Genomic DNA, 15,150 nt, shown 5'->3' on the forward strand with positions numbered 1-15,150 from the left:
GTGATAGCATTCGCGCCTATGAAGTTTTCAGGAAGATTCACCAGCGGCTTGTTGCTGCTGTTCACAAGCTGTGCGGCACTGGCGCAAAGCGAATTGGACGTCAGGGTCAAACCCTCCAACGATGAACTCAAGGTCAATGTGGAAGGCTACATTGGCGGGGTGGGCGATCGCGACGAGGAGGCGCTGCTGCGCTTCAGTCGTGGCGCCGAGGAGCAGGCCCGCAAGGCCGCCCAGGCCCTGGGCTACTACCAGCCGCAGATCAGCAGCGAAGTCAAAGGCGGCGAAAAGCCGCGTTTGGTGCTGAATATCGATCCTGGCGAGCCGGTGCACCTGCGCAACGTCACCATCCGGGTCGACGGCCCAGCGGCCTCCCTCAAGGGCTTTCGTGTGCCCAAAAGTGATCAGCTGAAAAGCGGCGCGGTCCTCAATCACGGTCATTACGAAGACGCCAAGCGGCTGATCCAGAACCAGGCGTCGCGCTACGGCTTTTTCAGCGGGCGTTTCACCCGGCAGAAGCTGGCCGTGGACCCCCAGGCTGGGGTGGCGGACATCGAACTGGTGTACGAAAGCGGTCCGCGCTACGCCCTGGGCAAGGTCAGTTTTGCCGGCGATACGCCGTTCGACGAAGACCTGCTGCAACGCATGGTGCCGTTCAAGGCCGGCACGCCCTACGATTCCGAACTGATCGCCGAACTCAACCAGGCGCTGCAATCGAGCGGCTACTTCGAAGGCGTGCGGGTCGACGCGGCGCCGACCGCGGCCGCCGCCGAGGTGATTCCGGTGGCGGTCCAGCTGGAAACCCGCAAGCCGCGCACCATGGGCCTGGGCCTGGGGTTTTCCACCGACGTCGGGCCGCGGGCCAAGGCCAACTGGACCCGGCACTGGGTCAATGCCCAAGGCCACAGCTATGGCTGGGAGGCGGAAATCTCCGCGCCGCGGCAGAACGTCGGCCTGTTCTACGACATACCGCTGGACCCGCCGCTGACCGACAAGCTGCGTTTTGCCGGCGGCTACCAGAACGAAGAAATCTCCAATACCGACACCCTGAGTAAACTGCTCACCCTCGGTCCCGAGTGGCACAGCAAGTTGCCCAGCGGCTGGCAGCGGGTCATCTCGCTGAAGTGGCAGCGCGAGGAATACCGCCTTGGCGACGACTCGGGCCTGAGTACCCTGTTGATGCCCGGCATCAGTTATTCCTACCTGCGCAGCGATAACCGCATCGACCCGCACAATGGCTATCGCCTGCAATTCGACAGCAAGGTGGCCAAGGAAGGGCTGGGCTCGGACACCAACCTGCTGTATGGCACCGTGCTGCTCAAGGGCCTGACCACGGTGTGGGACAACCACCGGTTTCTTGGCCGGGTGCAGTTCGGTGGCAGCGCCACCAACGGTTACAAGAAGGTCCCGCCATCGCTGCGCTTTTTCGCCGGTGGCGATCAGAGCGTGCGTGGTTACGATTACCAGAGCCTGTCGCCGGAGAACTCCGACGGCGACCGGATCGGCGGGCGCTACATGGTGGCCGGCAGCGTCGAGTACCAGTACTCCATCGCGGAAAAATGGCGCCTGGCGACCTTTGTCGACCAGGGCAACTCCTTCGACAAACTTGAACTGCCGAACCTCAAGACCGGGGTCGGCGTCGGTGTGCGCTGGATCTCCCCGGTGGGGCCGATCCGTCTCGACCTGGCCCGTGCGCTGGACGACGACGGCGGCATTCGCTTGCACTTTTCCATGGGGCCAGAGCTGTGAAGCGTGGTTTGAAGATCGCGGCGCTGGCGCTGCTTGTACTGGTGGCGGTGCTGATACTGGCGCTGGCTTCGATACTCGGCACCCAGGCCGGCAGTCGCTGGGCCCTGGGCCTGGTGCCGGGCTTGACGGTGGAGAACTTCGCCGGCCGCCTGGGCGGGCAGTGGAGCGCCGATCACCTGTTGTGGCAGCAAGACAGCAGCCGGGTCGAACTCCAGGCGCCGAAATTCGCCTGGTCGCCGGCGTGCCTGATGCGCATGACCCTGTGCATCGAGCAACTGGACGTGGAGCAGGTCAGCCTGCAATTCCCGCCGGGTGCGGAAGAAGAAAGCAGCGGCCCGATCAGCCTGCCGGATCTGCAACTGCCCCTGGCTATCGAGCTGGGTCAGGTGCGGGTCGGCAGCCTGCAGTTCAATGGCGCCGAGGAGCTCAAGGGCCTGCAACTGGCGGCGCAGTGGACGGCCAAGGGCTTGCAGATCGACTCGGTGAGCCTGCAACGCGACGACCTCAGCCTCAAACTTTCGGGCTTGTTGTCGCCCAGCGGCGACTGGCCATTGAGCGCCACCGGTACCCTGACCCTGCCGGCGCCCGGCAGCGAATCCTGGGCGCTGGCGCTGAAGGTCGACGGCGACCTGTTGAAGACCCTCAAGCTTGCGGCCGACAGCAGCGGTTATCTGCAAGGACGGTTGAGCGGTGAGCTGCAACCGCTGGCGGAGAACCTGCCGGCCGAGGTGCGGATCACCGCCGATGGCTTCAAGGCCAGCGCCGATCTGCCCGATACCCTGATGCTCAATCAGCTGGAACTGACCGGCAAAGGTGATCTCAAGGCGGGTTACCAACTGCTGGGCAAGGCCACCTTGCCGGCCGAGCAGGGGCCGGTGGCACTGGCGCTGCAAGGCAAGGTCGACGCCAAGGGCGCGCAGATCGCCGCGCTGGACCTGACCGCCAACGACAAGCAAAACCTCAAGCTGACCGGCCAGCTGGATTGGAGCCAGGGCCTGAACGCCGAAGCCAAGCTCGACTGGCTGGATTTCCCCTGGCATCGCCTGTACCCGCTGATCGAAGAACCCGCGGTGGCGGTGCGCCGTTTCAATGCTGAAGTCGCCTACCGCGATGGCAACTACCTGGGCAACTTCAAGGGCGACCTCGATGGCCCGGCGGGGGCGTTCAGCCTCAGCAGCCCGTTCAGCGGCGACCTGACGAAAATCTTCCTGCCCCAGTTCAAGCTGGCGGCCGGCCAGGGCAAGGCCGAAGGCCACCTGAACCTGCAATTCGCCGACGGCATCGCCTGGGATACCGCGCTGGATCTGTCGGCGATCAACCCGGCGTACTGGGTCGCCGAGCTGCCGGGTACGTTAGCTGGACCGCTGCGCAGCCAGGGCGAAATGAAGAACGAGCAACTCAAGCTCAACGCCGACCTCGACCTCAAGGGCAAGTTGCGCGGCCAGCCCGTGGTGCTGCAGGCCAAGGCCGATGGCGCTGGCGAGCAGTGGAACCTGAGCGCCCTGGACATCCGCCTGGGCGACAACCGCATCAACGGTTCCGGCCGCCTGCAACAACGCCTGGCCGGGCAGCTCGATATCAAGCTGCCACGTCTCGGCCAGCTGTGGCCCGAGCTGCGTGGCCAGCTCAACGGCCGCCTCGATGTGGCCGGCACCCTGAAGGCGCCGCAGGGCAAGCTCGACCTGCAAGGCCAGCAACTGGTGTTCGCCGACAATCGCCTGCAGAGCCTCAAGCTCGATGCCAACCTGGACAGCGCGCAACGGGCGCGGATCGACCTCAGGGGGGCCGGCATCCAGGTCGGCGAAACCTCGCTGGGGACGCTGACGGCCAGCGGCCAGGGCGATATCAAGAGCCAGAAGTTGCAACTGGACCTGCAAGGCCCGCAGCTCAAGCTGGCGCTGGGCCTGGACGGCAAGCTGGACCAGGGCAACTGGCGCGGACGCCTGGCCAGCGGCGATATCCAGACCGGTGGCCAGGACTGGAGGCTGCAAGCCCCGGCGAAGCTCGAATACCTGGCCGACGGCAAGCTCAATTTCGGCGCCCATTGCTGGGCCAGCGGCGATGCCAGCCTGTGTGGCGAGGATCAGCGGCTGATGCCCGAGCCCAAGTTGCGCTACCACCTCAAGCAGTTCCCGATCGACAGCCTTGCGCAGTGGCTGCCCAAGGACTTCGCCTGGAAGGGCCGGCTCAATGCCGATATCCAGCTGGACGTACCGGCCGGCGGCCCGCAGGGGCGGATCCTGCTGGACGCCAGCGGCGGCACCTTGCGGGTCAAGGAAAAGCAGCAGTGGCTGGACTTCCCGTACCAGACGCTGAAACTCGACACCACCCTCAACCCCAAGCGTATCGACACGCAGCTGGCGTTCAGTGGCGGCAAGCTCGGTGAGCTGATGCTGCAGGCGCAGATCAATCCGTTGCCGAAAAACAAGCCGCTGTCCGGCGAGTTCCGCCTCAGCGGCCTGGACCTGGCGGTGGCGCGGCCGTTCGTGCCGATGGTCGAGAAGCTTGCCGGCACCCTCAATGGCAGCGGGCGCATCTCCGGTGGACTGCTGGCGCCGCAGGTCAACGGCAGCCTGGCGCTCAGCGGTGGCGAAGTCTCCGGTCCCGAATTGCCCATCAGCCTCCAGGACCTGCAATTGCAGGCGCTGATCGCCGGTGAAAATGTGCAGTTGAGCGGTGGCTGGAAGAGCGGCAAGGCCGGGCAGGGCAGCCTGAACGGCAATATCGCCTGGGGCCAGGCGCTGGTGGTGGACCTGAGCCTGAAAGGCTCGCAGCTGCCGGTCACCGTCGAGCCCTATGCGGTGCTGGACGTGGCGCCGGACCTGAAGATCTCGATGAAGGACGACAAGCTGGCGATCGCCGGCAAGGTCCACGTGCCCAAGGGCGAAATCACCGTTCGCGAATTGCCGCCATCGACGGTCAAGGTGTCGGACGACACGGTGATCATCGGCCACCAGACCGAGGAGGGCAAAGCGCCGATGGCCATGGCGATGGACATCGACGTGGTGGTCGGCGAGGACAAGCTCAGCTTCACCGGTTTCGGCCTGACCGCCAACCTGCAAGGCCACGTGCACATCGGTGACAACATGGACACCCGTGGCGAGCTGTGGCTCAACGACGGCCGCTACCGCGCCTACGGCCAGCGCCTGACCGTGCGCCGGGCGCGCCTGCTGTTCGCCGGGCCGATCGACCAGCCGTACCTGGACATCGAGGCGATCCGCCAGACCGATGACGTGATCGCCGGGATCCGCCTCAGTGGCAGCGCCGAACAGCCGACCACGCAGATCTTCTCGGAGCCGGCGATGAGCCAGGAACAGGCGCTGTCCTACCTGGTGCTCGGGCGTCCCTTGAGCACCACCGGCGAGGACAACAACATGCTGGCGCAAGCCGCCCTGGGCCTTGGCCTGATGGGCAGCTCGAACATCACCGGCGGGCTGGCCAAGAACCTGGGGATCGAAGACTTCCAGCTCGACACCCAGGGCAGCGGTAACACCACCAGCGTGGTGGCCAGCGGCAATATCTCCGAGCGCCTCAGCCTGCGGTACGGGGTGGGGGTCTTCGAACCGGCCAACACCATCGCCCTGCGCTACAAACTGAGCAAAAAGGTCTACCTGGAAGCGGCCAGCGGCGTCGCCAGCTCGCTGGACATCTTCTACAAGCGCGACTTCTGATAGCGGTCGGCAAGCCCGTCCCCTTTGGCGAGGGGACGGGCTTTCGCCACCCCTCCAACCGGTATTCCTCCCCCCGATTTTCGACGTCAAGGCTTTCCCATTAATTAGCTTGATAGTGAGCATGCTAATTATTGTTTGGATATTGGCTGCCTAGGCAGTAATATCTCGACATACTTTCGCTGCCTAGGCAGCTAACAGGTGGTCAGATGAAGCACTTCACCCCAGACGATTTCCACAATTGCCACCTTGGGCTCTTGCTGGGCCGCGCGGCCCTGCTCAAGGACCGGATCATCGACACCCACATGGAACCCCACGGCATCACCGCCGCGCAGTTCAAGGTGCTGATCATCATGGCCCAGTTCGGCGTCGACACCCCGGCCGAGCTGTGCCGCTACCTGTCCCTCGACAGCGGTTCCATGACCCGCATGCTCGATCGCCTGGAGCAGAAGGACTTCCTCGCCCGCCAACGTTCGGAGCACGACCGCCGCCAGGTGCGCCTGGTGCTCACCGAGGAGGGCCAGAAGCTCGCCGACTGCCTGCCGCACATCGGCGCCAACGCCATGAACGAACTGGCGGGCGCCATCACCCCCGAAGAGTTGAAAACCCTGGAACAGATCCTCAAGAAAATTTTGCTGGCGGCCGGTGACCCGATCACCGTGTTGCGGGTAGGTGATAAGTAAATGAGCAGTAAAACCTTGCGTACCCGTTTCAGCCTGGTACTGCTGGCCATGAGCCTGGCCGGATGTGCCAACTACAGCGGCCTGACAACCGAAGGGGTGAGCCTCGATGCCAAATCCCTCAAGGCCGGACAATCCCTGAGTGGCGTGACCCTGTCGCCGGCGGCCTGGCCGAAGAGCGACTGGTGGAAGAGCCTGGGCGATCCACAGCTCGATGGCCTGATCCGCGAAGCCCTGCACGACAGCCCCGACATGCAGATCGCCAGCGCCCGCGCGCACCAGGCCAGCGCGGCGGCCTATGCCGCGGATGCGGCACGCATGCCGACCCTGGATGCCAGCGGCAGTGTCAGCCGCTCGCGCCTGTCTCGCTCGCAGGACCCGAGGGGGCAGGGCGACAACTACAGCACCCTGCGCAGCCTGACGGGCACCTTCAATTACACCTTCGACCTCTGGGGCGGCCAGCGCGATACCTGGGAAGCCGCCCTGGGCCAGGCGCGCGCCGCCGAGATCGATCGCCAGGCCGCGCAACTGACCCTGGCCGCCGACGTGGCCCGTGCCTACAGCGACCTGGGCCAGGCGCATATCGTCCATGACCTGGCCGATGAAGACCTCAAGCGCACCCGGCAGATGCTCGAGCTGAGCCAGAAGCGCCTGAGCTCGGGCATCGACAGCCAGTATCAGTACCAGCAGACCGAAAGCCTGGAGGCCAGCTCCGAAGCCAGCCTGATCGACGCCGAGAAAAACCTGCAGAGCGCCAAGATCGCCCTGGCGGTATTGCTCGGCAAAGGCCCGGACCGGGGCAACGACATCGCCCGGCCGAAAGTCCTCCAGGCCAGCGCGGTGGCGTTGCCATCGGTGCTGCCGGCGGAACTGCTGGGCCGCCGTCCGGACCTGGTGGCCGCGCGCTGGCGGGTCGAGGCGGCGAGCAAGAGCATCGACGCCGGCAAGACCAACTTCTACCCCAACCTCAACCTGAGCGCTGCCGCCGGCACTCAAGCGTTGCTGGGGGATGCGATGTTCGGATCGGCCAGCCGCTTCTTCAACATCGCCCCGACCGTGTCGCTGCCGATCTTCGACGGTGGCCGCCTGCGCGCCGACCTGGATGCCCGGGACGCCGACTACGACCTGGCCGTGGCGCAATACAACAAGAGCCTGGTGACTGCCCTGGGGGATGTCAGCGACACCATCTCCCAGCTGCGTGACATCGGTCGGCAAATCGCCGCCCAGCAACACGCCACCGACATCGCCCAGGACTCCTACGACACCGTGGTCCAGCGCTACGGCTCGGGGATCGGCAATTACCTGGACGTGCTCAGCATCGAGCAGCAATTGCTGCAGGCCCAGCGTCAGCTGGCGACCCTGAATGCCCAGCAGATCGACCTGTCGATCCAGCTGATGCAAGCCCTGGGCGGTGGTTTCCAGACCGACAATCTGGCCGCGGCCACCCCGACCCCAGCCTCGCGCAATCAATAATTCAAGGTACTCATCATGGCCACTGTCGAAACCAACAACGCTCCTGAAAATACGTCGGACAGCGCCAACCCGCGCAAACGCAAGGTCATGCTGCTGGGCCTGGTGGCGCTGATCGCCCTGGGCGGGCTGGGGGTCTTTGCCTGGTATGAACTCTACGGACGCTGGAATGAAGGCACCGACGACGCCTATGTGAACGGCAACGTGGTGGAAATCACCCCGCTGGTCACCGGTACGGTGGTCAGCATCGGCGCCGACGATGGCGACCTGGTTCATGAAGGCCAGGTGCTGATCAACTTCGACCCCAACGATGCCGAGGTCGGCCTGCAAAGCGCCGAGGCCAACCTGGCCCGCACCGTGCGCCAGGTGCGCGGTTTGTACAGCAATGTCGACGGCATGCGCGCCCAGGTGGCGGCGCAGAAGGCCGAAGTGCAGAAAGCCCAGGACAACTTCAACCGTCGCCGGACCCTCGCCACCAGCGGGGCGATTTCCCAGGAAGAACTGTCCCACGCCCGCGATGACCTGACCTCGGCGCAGAACGCCCTGGCCAATGCCCAGCAGCAGCTCAACACCACCAACGCGCTGGTGGACGACACCGTGGTCTCCAACCATCCGGACGTGCAGTCGGCTGCCGCGCAACTGCGCCAGGCCTACCTGACCAATGCCCGCAGCACGCTGATCGCGCCGGTGACCGGTTATGTCGCCAAGCGCACCGTGCAACTGGGCCAGCGGGTACAGCCGGGCACCGCGTTGATGGCGGTGATCCCGCTCGACCAGCTGTGGATCGACGCCAACTTCAAGGAAACCCAGCTGCGTGACATGCGCATCGGCCAGCCAGTGGACATCGAGGCCGATATCTACGGCAGCGAGGTCAAGTACAGCGGCACCATCGACAGCCTGGGCGCCGGTACCGGCAGCGCCTTCGCCCTGTTGCCGGCGCAGAACGCCACCGGCAACTGGATCAAGATCGTGCAGCGGGTGCCGGTGCGCATCCACGTGAATGCCGAAGAACTGGCCAGGCACCCACTGCGGGTCGGCCTGTCGACGGTGGTCAACGTCGACCTGCACGACCAGAGCGGCCCGGTGCTGGCCCAGCAGCCGCCACAAAAGGCGTCGTTCAGTACCAACGTCTACGACCGCCAGTTGAGCGAGGCCGATGCGCTGATCGCCCGCCTGATCCACGACAACAGCGCCGCCATCGGCAAGACCGCGCAGCGTTGATTCGCCGATCCCTCTGCTGCGGCCGTTAGCGGCCGCGGCGCCAGCCTCGCTTCATAGGATTCGCGATGAGCAATAACGCCTCTTTCACGCCGCCCAGCCTGTTGCTCAGCACCATCGGCCTGTCGCTGGCGACCTTCATGCAGGTGCTCGACACCACCATCGCCAACGTGGCCTTGCCGACCATCTCCGGCAACCTCGGGGTGAGTTCGGAGCAGGGCACCTGGGTGATCACCTCGTTTGCCGTGAGCAACGCCATCGCCTTGCCGCTGACCGGCTGGCTGAGCCGGCGTTTCGGCGAAGTGAAGCTGTTTATCTGGGCCACCCTGCTGTTCGTGCTGGCCTCGTTCCTCTGCGGGATTTCCACTTCCATGCCCGAGCTGGTGGGCTTTCGGGTGCTGCAAGGGGTGGTGGCCGGGCCGTTGTACCCGATGACCCAGACCCTGTTGATCGCGGTCTACCCGCCAGCGAAAAGGGGCATGGCCCTGGCGCTGCTGGCGATGGTCACGGTGGTGGCGCCGATTGCCGGGCCGATTCTCGGCGGCTGGATCACCGACAGTTACAGCTGGCCGTGGATCTTCTTCATCAACGTACCGATCGGCCTGTTCGCCGCCTGGGTGGTCAAGCAACAGCTGAAGGCACGGCCGGTGGTGACCAGTCGCCAGCCGATGGACTACATCGGCCTGCTGAGCCTGATCGTCGGCGTCGGCGCCTTGCAGATCGTGCTCGACAAGGGCAATGACCTGGACTGGTTCGAATCCAATTTCATCATTATCGGTACGCTGATTTCGGTGATTGCCCTGGCGGTGTTCGTGATCTGGGAAATGACCGACCGCCATCCGGTGGTCAACCTGCGGCTGTTCGCCCACCGCAACTTCCGCATCGGCACCATCGTGCTGGTGGGCGGTTATGCCGGCTTCTTCGGCATCAACCTGATCCTGCCGCAGTGGTTGCAGACCCAGATGGGCTATACCGCGACCTGGGCCGGCCTGGCGGTGGCGCCGATCGGTATCCTGCCGGTGCTGATGTCGCCTTTCGTCGGCAAGTACGCGCACAAGTTCGACCTGCGCTTGCTGGCCGGGCTGGCGTTCCTGGCGATCGGCCTGAGCTGCTTCATGCGCGCCGGGTTCACCAACGAAGTGGACTTCCAGCACATCGCCCTGGTGCAGCTGTTCATGGGCATCGGCGTGGCGCTGTTCTTCATGCCGACCCTGAGCATCCTGATGTCGGACCTGCCACCGCACCAGATCGCCGATGGCGCCGGCCTGGCCACCTTCCTGCGGACCCTCGGTGGCAGCTTCGCCGCTTCGCTGACCACCTGGATCTGGATCCGTCGGGCGAACGAGCACCATGCCTACATGAGTGAACACATCAGCACCTTCGAGCCGGCCACCCGCGATGCCCTGGGCGCCCTGGGCGGTGCCAGCAACCAGGCCTACGCGCAGCTGGACCAGGTGCTGACCGGCCAGGCGTACATGATGTCCACCGTGGACTACTTCACGCTGCTGGGCTGGAGCTTCATGGGCCTGATTCTGCTGGTGTGGCTGGCCAAGCCGCCGTTCACGGCCAAGGCCGGGCCGGCGTCGGCGGGGCATTGATATCGCGGTGGGGCAGAGGCGTTATCGCGAGCAAGCTCGCTCCTACAAAAAGGTACGTCCCTCTGTAGGAGCGAGCTTGCTCGCGATAGAACGCGCAGCGTTCGCCCGGAAGGCGGCGCTGTTATGAGCGGGGCAACGCCAACTGCGATGGGACGAAGTCGAAAGCCGCCAGCTGGAAGCCTTGTTCATCCACCTGTAGCGCCCAGCCTTGACGGTCCCAGTCGCCCAGCACGATGCGCTTGGCAGCCTGGTCGCCGATCTGCAACTTGTGGATGGCCGGGCGGTGGGTGTGGCCGTGGACCAGGGTCCGCACCTTGAACTCCTGCATGATCCGCGGCACTTCGTCCGGGGTCACGTCGACGATGTCGTTGGCCTTCATGCGGGTTTGCGCGCGGCTTTCGTTGCGCAGCTTGCGCGCCAGCTTGTGCCGGGTGCGCAGCGGCAAATGCCTGAGGATCCACAGCGAAACCGGGTTGCGCAGGTAACGGCGCATGCGCATATAGGCTTCGTCACGGGTGCACAGGCTGTCGCCGTGCATCAGCAGCACCGGTTCGCCATAGAAGTCGACCACGCTCGGGTCCTTGAGCAGGGTCGCGCCCGCGGCCTTGCAGAAGGCCTTGCCGAGCATGAAGTCGCGGTTGCCATGCATCAGGAAAACCTGCGTGCCGCTGTCGCTGAGCTCGCGCAGTGCCTGGCAAATGGAAAGCTGGTAGGGGGTCATGGCGTCGTCGCCGATCCAGACCTCGAAGAAATCTCCCAGGATGTACAGCGCTTGCGCCGAGCGGGCACGCCCGCCCAGTAAATCCAGAAACGCCCGGGTAATGTCCGGGCGCTCCTCTTCCAGATGCAAATCTGAAATCAGCAGTATCACTCAACGATCTCGGCTTTCTCGATGATCACGTCTTCTGCCGGTACGTCCTGGTGGCCAGCCTTCATGGTGGTGGCCACGCCTTTGATCTTGTCGACCACTTCGGTGCCGGCAACCACTTTGCCGAATACCGCGTAGCCCCAGCCCTGGACGGTCTTGCCGCTGTGGTTGAGGAAGCTGTTGTCAGCGACGTTGATGAAGAACTGCGCGGAAGCCGAATGCGGCTCCATGGTGCGGGCCATGGCGACGGTGTACTTGTCGTTGGAAAGACCGTTGTCGGCTTCGTTCTGGATGCTTGGACGCTTGTCTTTCTTCTCTTTCATGCCTGGCTCGAAACCGCCGCCCTGGATCATGAAGTTACCGATGACGCGGTGGAATACGGTGTTTTCGTAATGACCGGCTTTAACGTATTCGACGAAGTTGGCCACGGTGACCGGGGCTTTCTCGGCGTTCAGTTCCAGCACGATGTCGCCGTGGTTGGTGGTCAGTTTGACTTGAGTCATGATCGGTACTCTTTATAAGGAGGAGCGTTTTCAAGGAATTCCCGGGTTCCGGGAGGCGGGCCTGGGGCCCGCGGGCCGGAACCGCGCTGGCAAAAATCCGCCAAGGTGCGCAGTTTAGCGTGCCGGGCGTGAAATTCGAGGCTGTTTTTTCATTTGCGACGGATTAATCGCGGCAGATTTAAAGCCCGCTCTGTCAGGGGCTTGACCGCATCGGCTATGATATCCGTTTTGATTTATCAGGCCGCACCGGCCGCGCACTTGTACGTTCAAGGATCCTATGAGCAAGCCCACTGTCGACCCTACCTCGAATTCCAAGACCGGACCGGCCGTGCCGGTCAACTTCCTGCGCCCGATCATCCAGGCGGACCTGGACTCGGGTAAGCACACACAGATCGTGACCCGCTTCCCGCCGGAGCCCAACGGCTACCTGCACATCGGTCACGCCAAGTCGATCTGCGTGAACTTCGGGCTGGCCCAGGAATTCGGCGGCGTCACCCACCTGCGCTTCGACGACACCAACCCGGCCAAGGAAGACCAGGAATACATCGATGCCATCGAAAGCGACGTCAAGTGGCTGGGCTTCGAGTGGGCCGGTGAAGTGCGCTACGCCTCGCAATACTTCGACCAGTTGCACGAATGGGCGGTGGAGCTGATCAAGGCGGGCAAGGCCTATGTCGACGACCTGACCCCCGAGCAGGCCAAGGAATACCGTGGCAGCCTGACCGAACCGGGCAAGAACAGCCCGTTCCGTGACCGTTCGGTGGAAGAGAACCTGGACCTGTTCGCCCGCATGAAGGCGGGTGAATTCCCGGATGGCGCACGCGTGCTGCGGGCCAAGATCGACATGGCCTCGCCGAACATGAACCTGCGCGACCCGATCATGTACCGCATCCGCCATGCGCATCACCACCAGACCGGCGACAAGTGGTGCATCTACCCGAACTACGACTTCACCCACGGCCAGTCGGACGCCATCGAAGGCATTACCCACTCGATCTGCACCCTGGAGTTCGAAAGCCACCGTCCGCTGTACGAGTGGTTCCTCGAGAACCTGCCGGTGCCGGCGCAGCCGCGCCAATACGAGTTCAGCCGCCTGAACCTGAACTACACCATCACCAGCAAGCGCAAGCTCAAGCAACTGGTGGACGAGAAGCACGTCAACGGCTGGGACGACCCGCGCATGTCGACCCTGTCGGGCTTCCGTCGTCGTGGCTACACGCCGAAATCCATCCGCAACTTCTGCGAAATGGTCGGCACCAACCGTTCCGACGGCGTGGTGGACTTCGGCATGCTCGAATTCAGCATCCGTGACGACCTCGACCACAGCGCCCCGCGCGCCATGTGCGTGCTGCGTCCGCTGAAGGTGGTGATCACCAACTACCCGGAAGGCCAGGTCGAGAACCTCGAATTGCCGCGTCACCCGAAAGAAGACATGGGGGTGCGGGTCCTGCCGTTCGCTCGTGAAATCTACATCGACCGCGACGACTTCATGGAAGAGCCGCCAAAGGGCTACAAGCGCCTGGAGCCGGCCGGCGAAGTGCGCCTGCGTGGCAGCTACGTGATCCGCGCCGACGAGGCGATCAAGGATGCCGACGGCAACATCGTCGAGCTGCGTTGCTCGTACGATCCCGACACCCTGGGCAAGAACCCGGAAGGCCGCAAGGTCAAGGGCGTGATCCACTGGGTGCCGGCCGCCGCCAGCGTCGAGTGCGAAGTGCGCCTGTACGATCGCCTGTTCCGTTCGCCGAACCCGGAGAAGGCCGAAGACAGCGCAAGTTTCCTGGACAACATCAACCCTGACTCCCTGCAGGTCCTCACTGGTTGTCGTGCCGAACCCTCGCTGGGCAACGCACAGCCGGAAGACCGTTTCCAGTTCGAGCGCGAAGGTTACTTCTGCGCGGATATCAAGGACTCGAAACCGGGCGCACCGGTATTCAACCGTACCGTGACCCTGCGCGACTCCTGGGGTCAGTGATCAGTTAAGGAACTCCTTGTGCTAACGATCTACAACACGCTCACCAAGAGCAAAGAAGTCTTCAAGCCGCTCGATGGCAACAAGGTGCGCATGTACGTGTGCGGCATGACCGTGTACGACTACTGCCACCTGGGCCACGGTCGCAGCATGGTCGCCTTCGACCTGGTGACCCGCTGGCTGCGTTTCAGCGGTTACGACCTGACCTATGTGCGCAACATCACCGACATCGACGACAAGATCATCAATCGGGCCAACGAGAACGGCGAGTCGTTCGAAGCGCTGACCGAGCGCATGATCGCGGCGATGCACGAAGACGAAGCGCGCCTGAACATCAAGAAGCCGGACATGGAGCCGCGTGCCACCGACCATATCGCCGGCATGCACGCGATGATCCAGACCCTGATCGACAAAGGCTACGCCTACGCGCCGGGCAACGGCGACGTGTACTACCGCGTGGCCAAGTTCATGGGTTACGGCAAGCTGTCGCGCAAGAAGATCGAAGACCTGCGCATCGGCGCGCGCATCGAAGTCGACGAGTCGAAACAGGACCCGCTGGACTTCGTGCTGTGGAAAGCCGCCAAGCCGGGCGAGCCGAGCTGGGAATCGCCATGGGGCGCCGGGCGTCCGGGCTGGCACATCGAATGCTCGGTGATGTCGACCTGCTGCCTGGGCGAGACCTTCGACATTCACGGCGGCGGCAGCGACCTCGAGTTCCCGCACCATGAAAACGAGATCGCCCAGAGCGAGGCGGCCACCGGCAAGACCTACGCCAATGCCTGGATGCACTGCGGCATGATCCGCATCAATGGCGAGAAGATGTCCAAGTCCTTGAACAACTTCTTCACCATTCGCGACGTGCTCGACAAGTACCATCCGGAAGTGGTGCGTTACCTGCTGGTGTCGAGCCACTACCGCAGCGCGATCAACTACTCGGAAGACAACCTCAAGGACGCCAAGGGCGCCCTGGAGCGTTTCTACCACGCCCTCAAGGGCCTGCCGAGCGTGCCGGCCGCCGGTGGCGAAGCCTTCGTCGAGCGTTTCACCGAGGTGATGAACGACGACTTCGGCACCCCGGAAGCCTGTGCGGTGCTGTTCGAGATGGTGCGCGAGATCAACCGTCTGCGTGAGAGCGATCTCAATGCGGCGGCCGGTCTGGCGGCGCGCCTGCGGGAACTGGCGGATGTGCTGGGTGTGCTGCAACTGGAAGCCGACGACTTCCTGCAGGCCGGTGCCGCCGGCCGGGTCGACGCGGCGCAGGTCGAATCGCTGATCCAGGCGCGCCTGGCGGCCCGTGCCAACAAGGACTGGGCCGAGTCTGACCGCATCCGCGACCAGATCACCGCCATGGGCGTGGTGCTGGAAGACGGCAAGGGTGGGACTACTTGGCGTCTGGCTGACTGATCGCGGTACTGGCTACAAACAGA

10 protein-coding genes are annotated in these 15,150 nt (G+C 64.0%); 8 read left to right on the forward strand and 2 right to left on the reverse strand.

Going from position 1 to position 15,150, the window contains the following annotated elements:
- Positions 1–18: 18 nt before the first annotated feature.
- The 6 genes from PVZ80_RS01575 to PVZ80_RS01600 all read left to right on the forward strand — a co-directional run bounded on the left by PVZ80_RS01575 (position 19) and on the right by PVZ80_RS01600 (position 10,380).
- The gene (locus PVZ80_RS01575) at positions 19–1,746 is read left to right on the forward strand and encodes an autotransporter assembly complex protein TamA (RefSeq protein ID WP_041986271.1); all 1,728 of its coding nucleotides are present in this window, start codon (positions 19–21) and stop codon (positions 1,744–1,746) included.
- The gene (locus PVZ80_RS01580) at positions 1,743–5,417 is read left to right on the forward strand and encodes a translocation/assembly module TamB domain-containing protein (RefSeq protein WP_273863351.1); all 3,675 of its coding nucleotides are present in this window, start codon (positions 1,743–1,745) and stop codon (positions 5,415–5,417) included. The genes PVZ80_RS01575 and PVZ80_RS01580 overlap by 4 nt, the downstream gene beginning before the upstream one ends.
- A 206-nt stretch (positions 5,418–5,623) precedes the next feature.
- The gene (locus PVZ80_RS01585; protein WP_009049806.1) at positions 5,624–6,097 is read left to right on the forward strand and encodes a MarR family winged helix-turn-helix transcriptional regulator; all 474 of its coding nucleotides are present in this window, start codon (positions 5,624–5,626) and stop codon (positions 6,095–6,097) included.
- Positions 6,098–7,567 carry an efflux transporter outer membrane subunit gene (locus tag PVZ80_RS01590; protein WP_028682812.1) on the forward strand — a complete coding sequence of 490 codons (1,470 nt, stop codon included), beginning with the start codon at positions 6,098–6,100 and terminating at the stop codon, positions 7,565–7,567.
- Between the two features lie 15 nt (positions 7,568–7,582).
- Entirely contained in the window at positions 7,583–8,785 is a 1,203-nt protein-coding gene (locus PVZ80_RS01595) for an efflux RND transporter periplasmic adaptor subunit (protein ID WP_273863352.1), read from the forward strand.
- A 65-nt stretch (positions 8,786–8,850) separates the two neighbouring features.
- A complete protein-coding gene (locus PVZ80_RS01600; RefSeq protein ID WP_009049803.1) occupies positions 8,851–10,380 on the forward strand; it encodes a DHA2 family efflux MFS transporter permease subunit in 1,530 nt (509 codons plus the stop codon).
- A gap of 121 nt (positions 10,381–10,501) precedes the next feature.
- On the opposite strand, the gene lpxH is transcribed toward PVZ80_RS01600, so the two are convergent.
- Together lpxH and PVZ80_RS01610 are read right to left on the reverse strand one after the other, a co-directional pair.
- Positions 10,502–11,251, reverse strand: a complete 750-nt coding sequence (gene lpxH, locus PVZ80_RS01605) for a UDP-2,3-diacylglucosamine diphosphatase (RefSeq protein WP_025804721.1) — start codon at positions 11,249–11,251, stop codon at positions 10,502–10,504.
- A complete protein-coding gene (locus PVZ80_RS01610; RefSeq protein WP_007929634.1) occupies positions 11,248–11,751 on the reverse strand; it encodes a peptidylprolyl isomerase in 504 nt (167 codons plus the stop codon). The genes lpxH and PVZ80_RS01610 overlap by 4 nt, the downstream gene beginning before the upstream one ends.
- A 277-nt stretch (positions 11,752–12,028) precedes the next feature.
- Between PVZ80_RS01610 and PVZ80_RS01615 the strand changes: the two genes are divergently transcribed.
- Complete coding sequence (locus PVZ80_RS01615; protein ID WP_009049801.1) at positions 12,029–13,726, forward strand: glutamine--tRNA ligase/YqeY domain fusion protein; 1,698 nt, start codon at positions 12,029–12,031, stop codon at positions 13,724–13,726.
- Between the two features lie 18 nt (positions 13,727–13,744).
- Positions 13,745–15,127: a cysteine--tRNA ligase gene (gene cysS / locus PVZ80_RS01620; protein ID WP_016701906.1), complete on the forward strand. Its 1,383-nt coding sequence runs from the start codon at positions 13,745–13,747 to the stop codon at positions 15,125–15,127.
- Positions 15,128–15,150 lie beyond the last annotated feature (23 nt).

This window comes from Pseudomonas sp. B3G-3, assembly GCF_028640915.1.
Classification (GTDB): Bacteria; Pseudomonadota; Gammaproteobacteria; order Pseudomonadales; family Pseudomonadaceae; genus Aquipseudomonas; species Aquipseudomonas chlororaphis_I.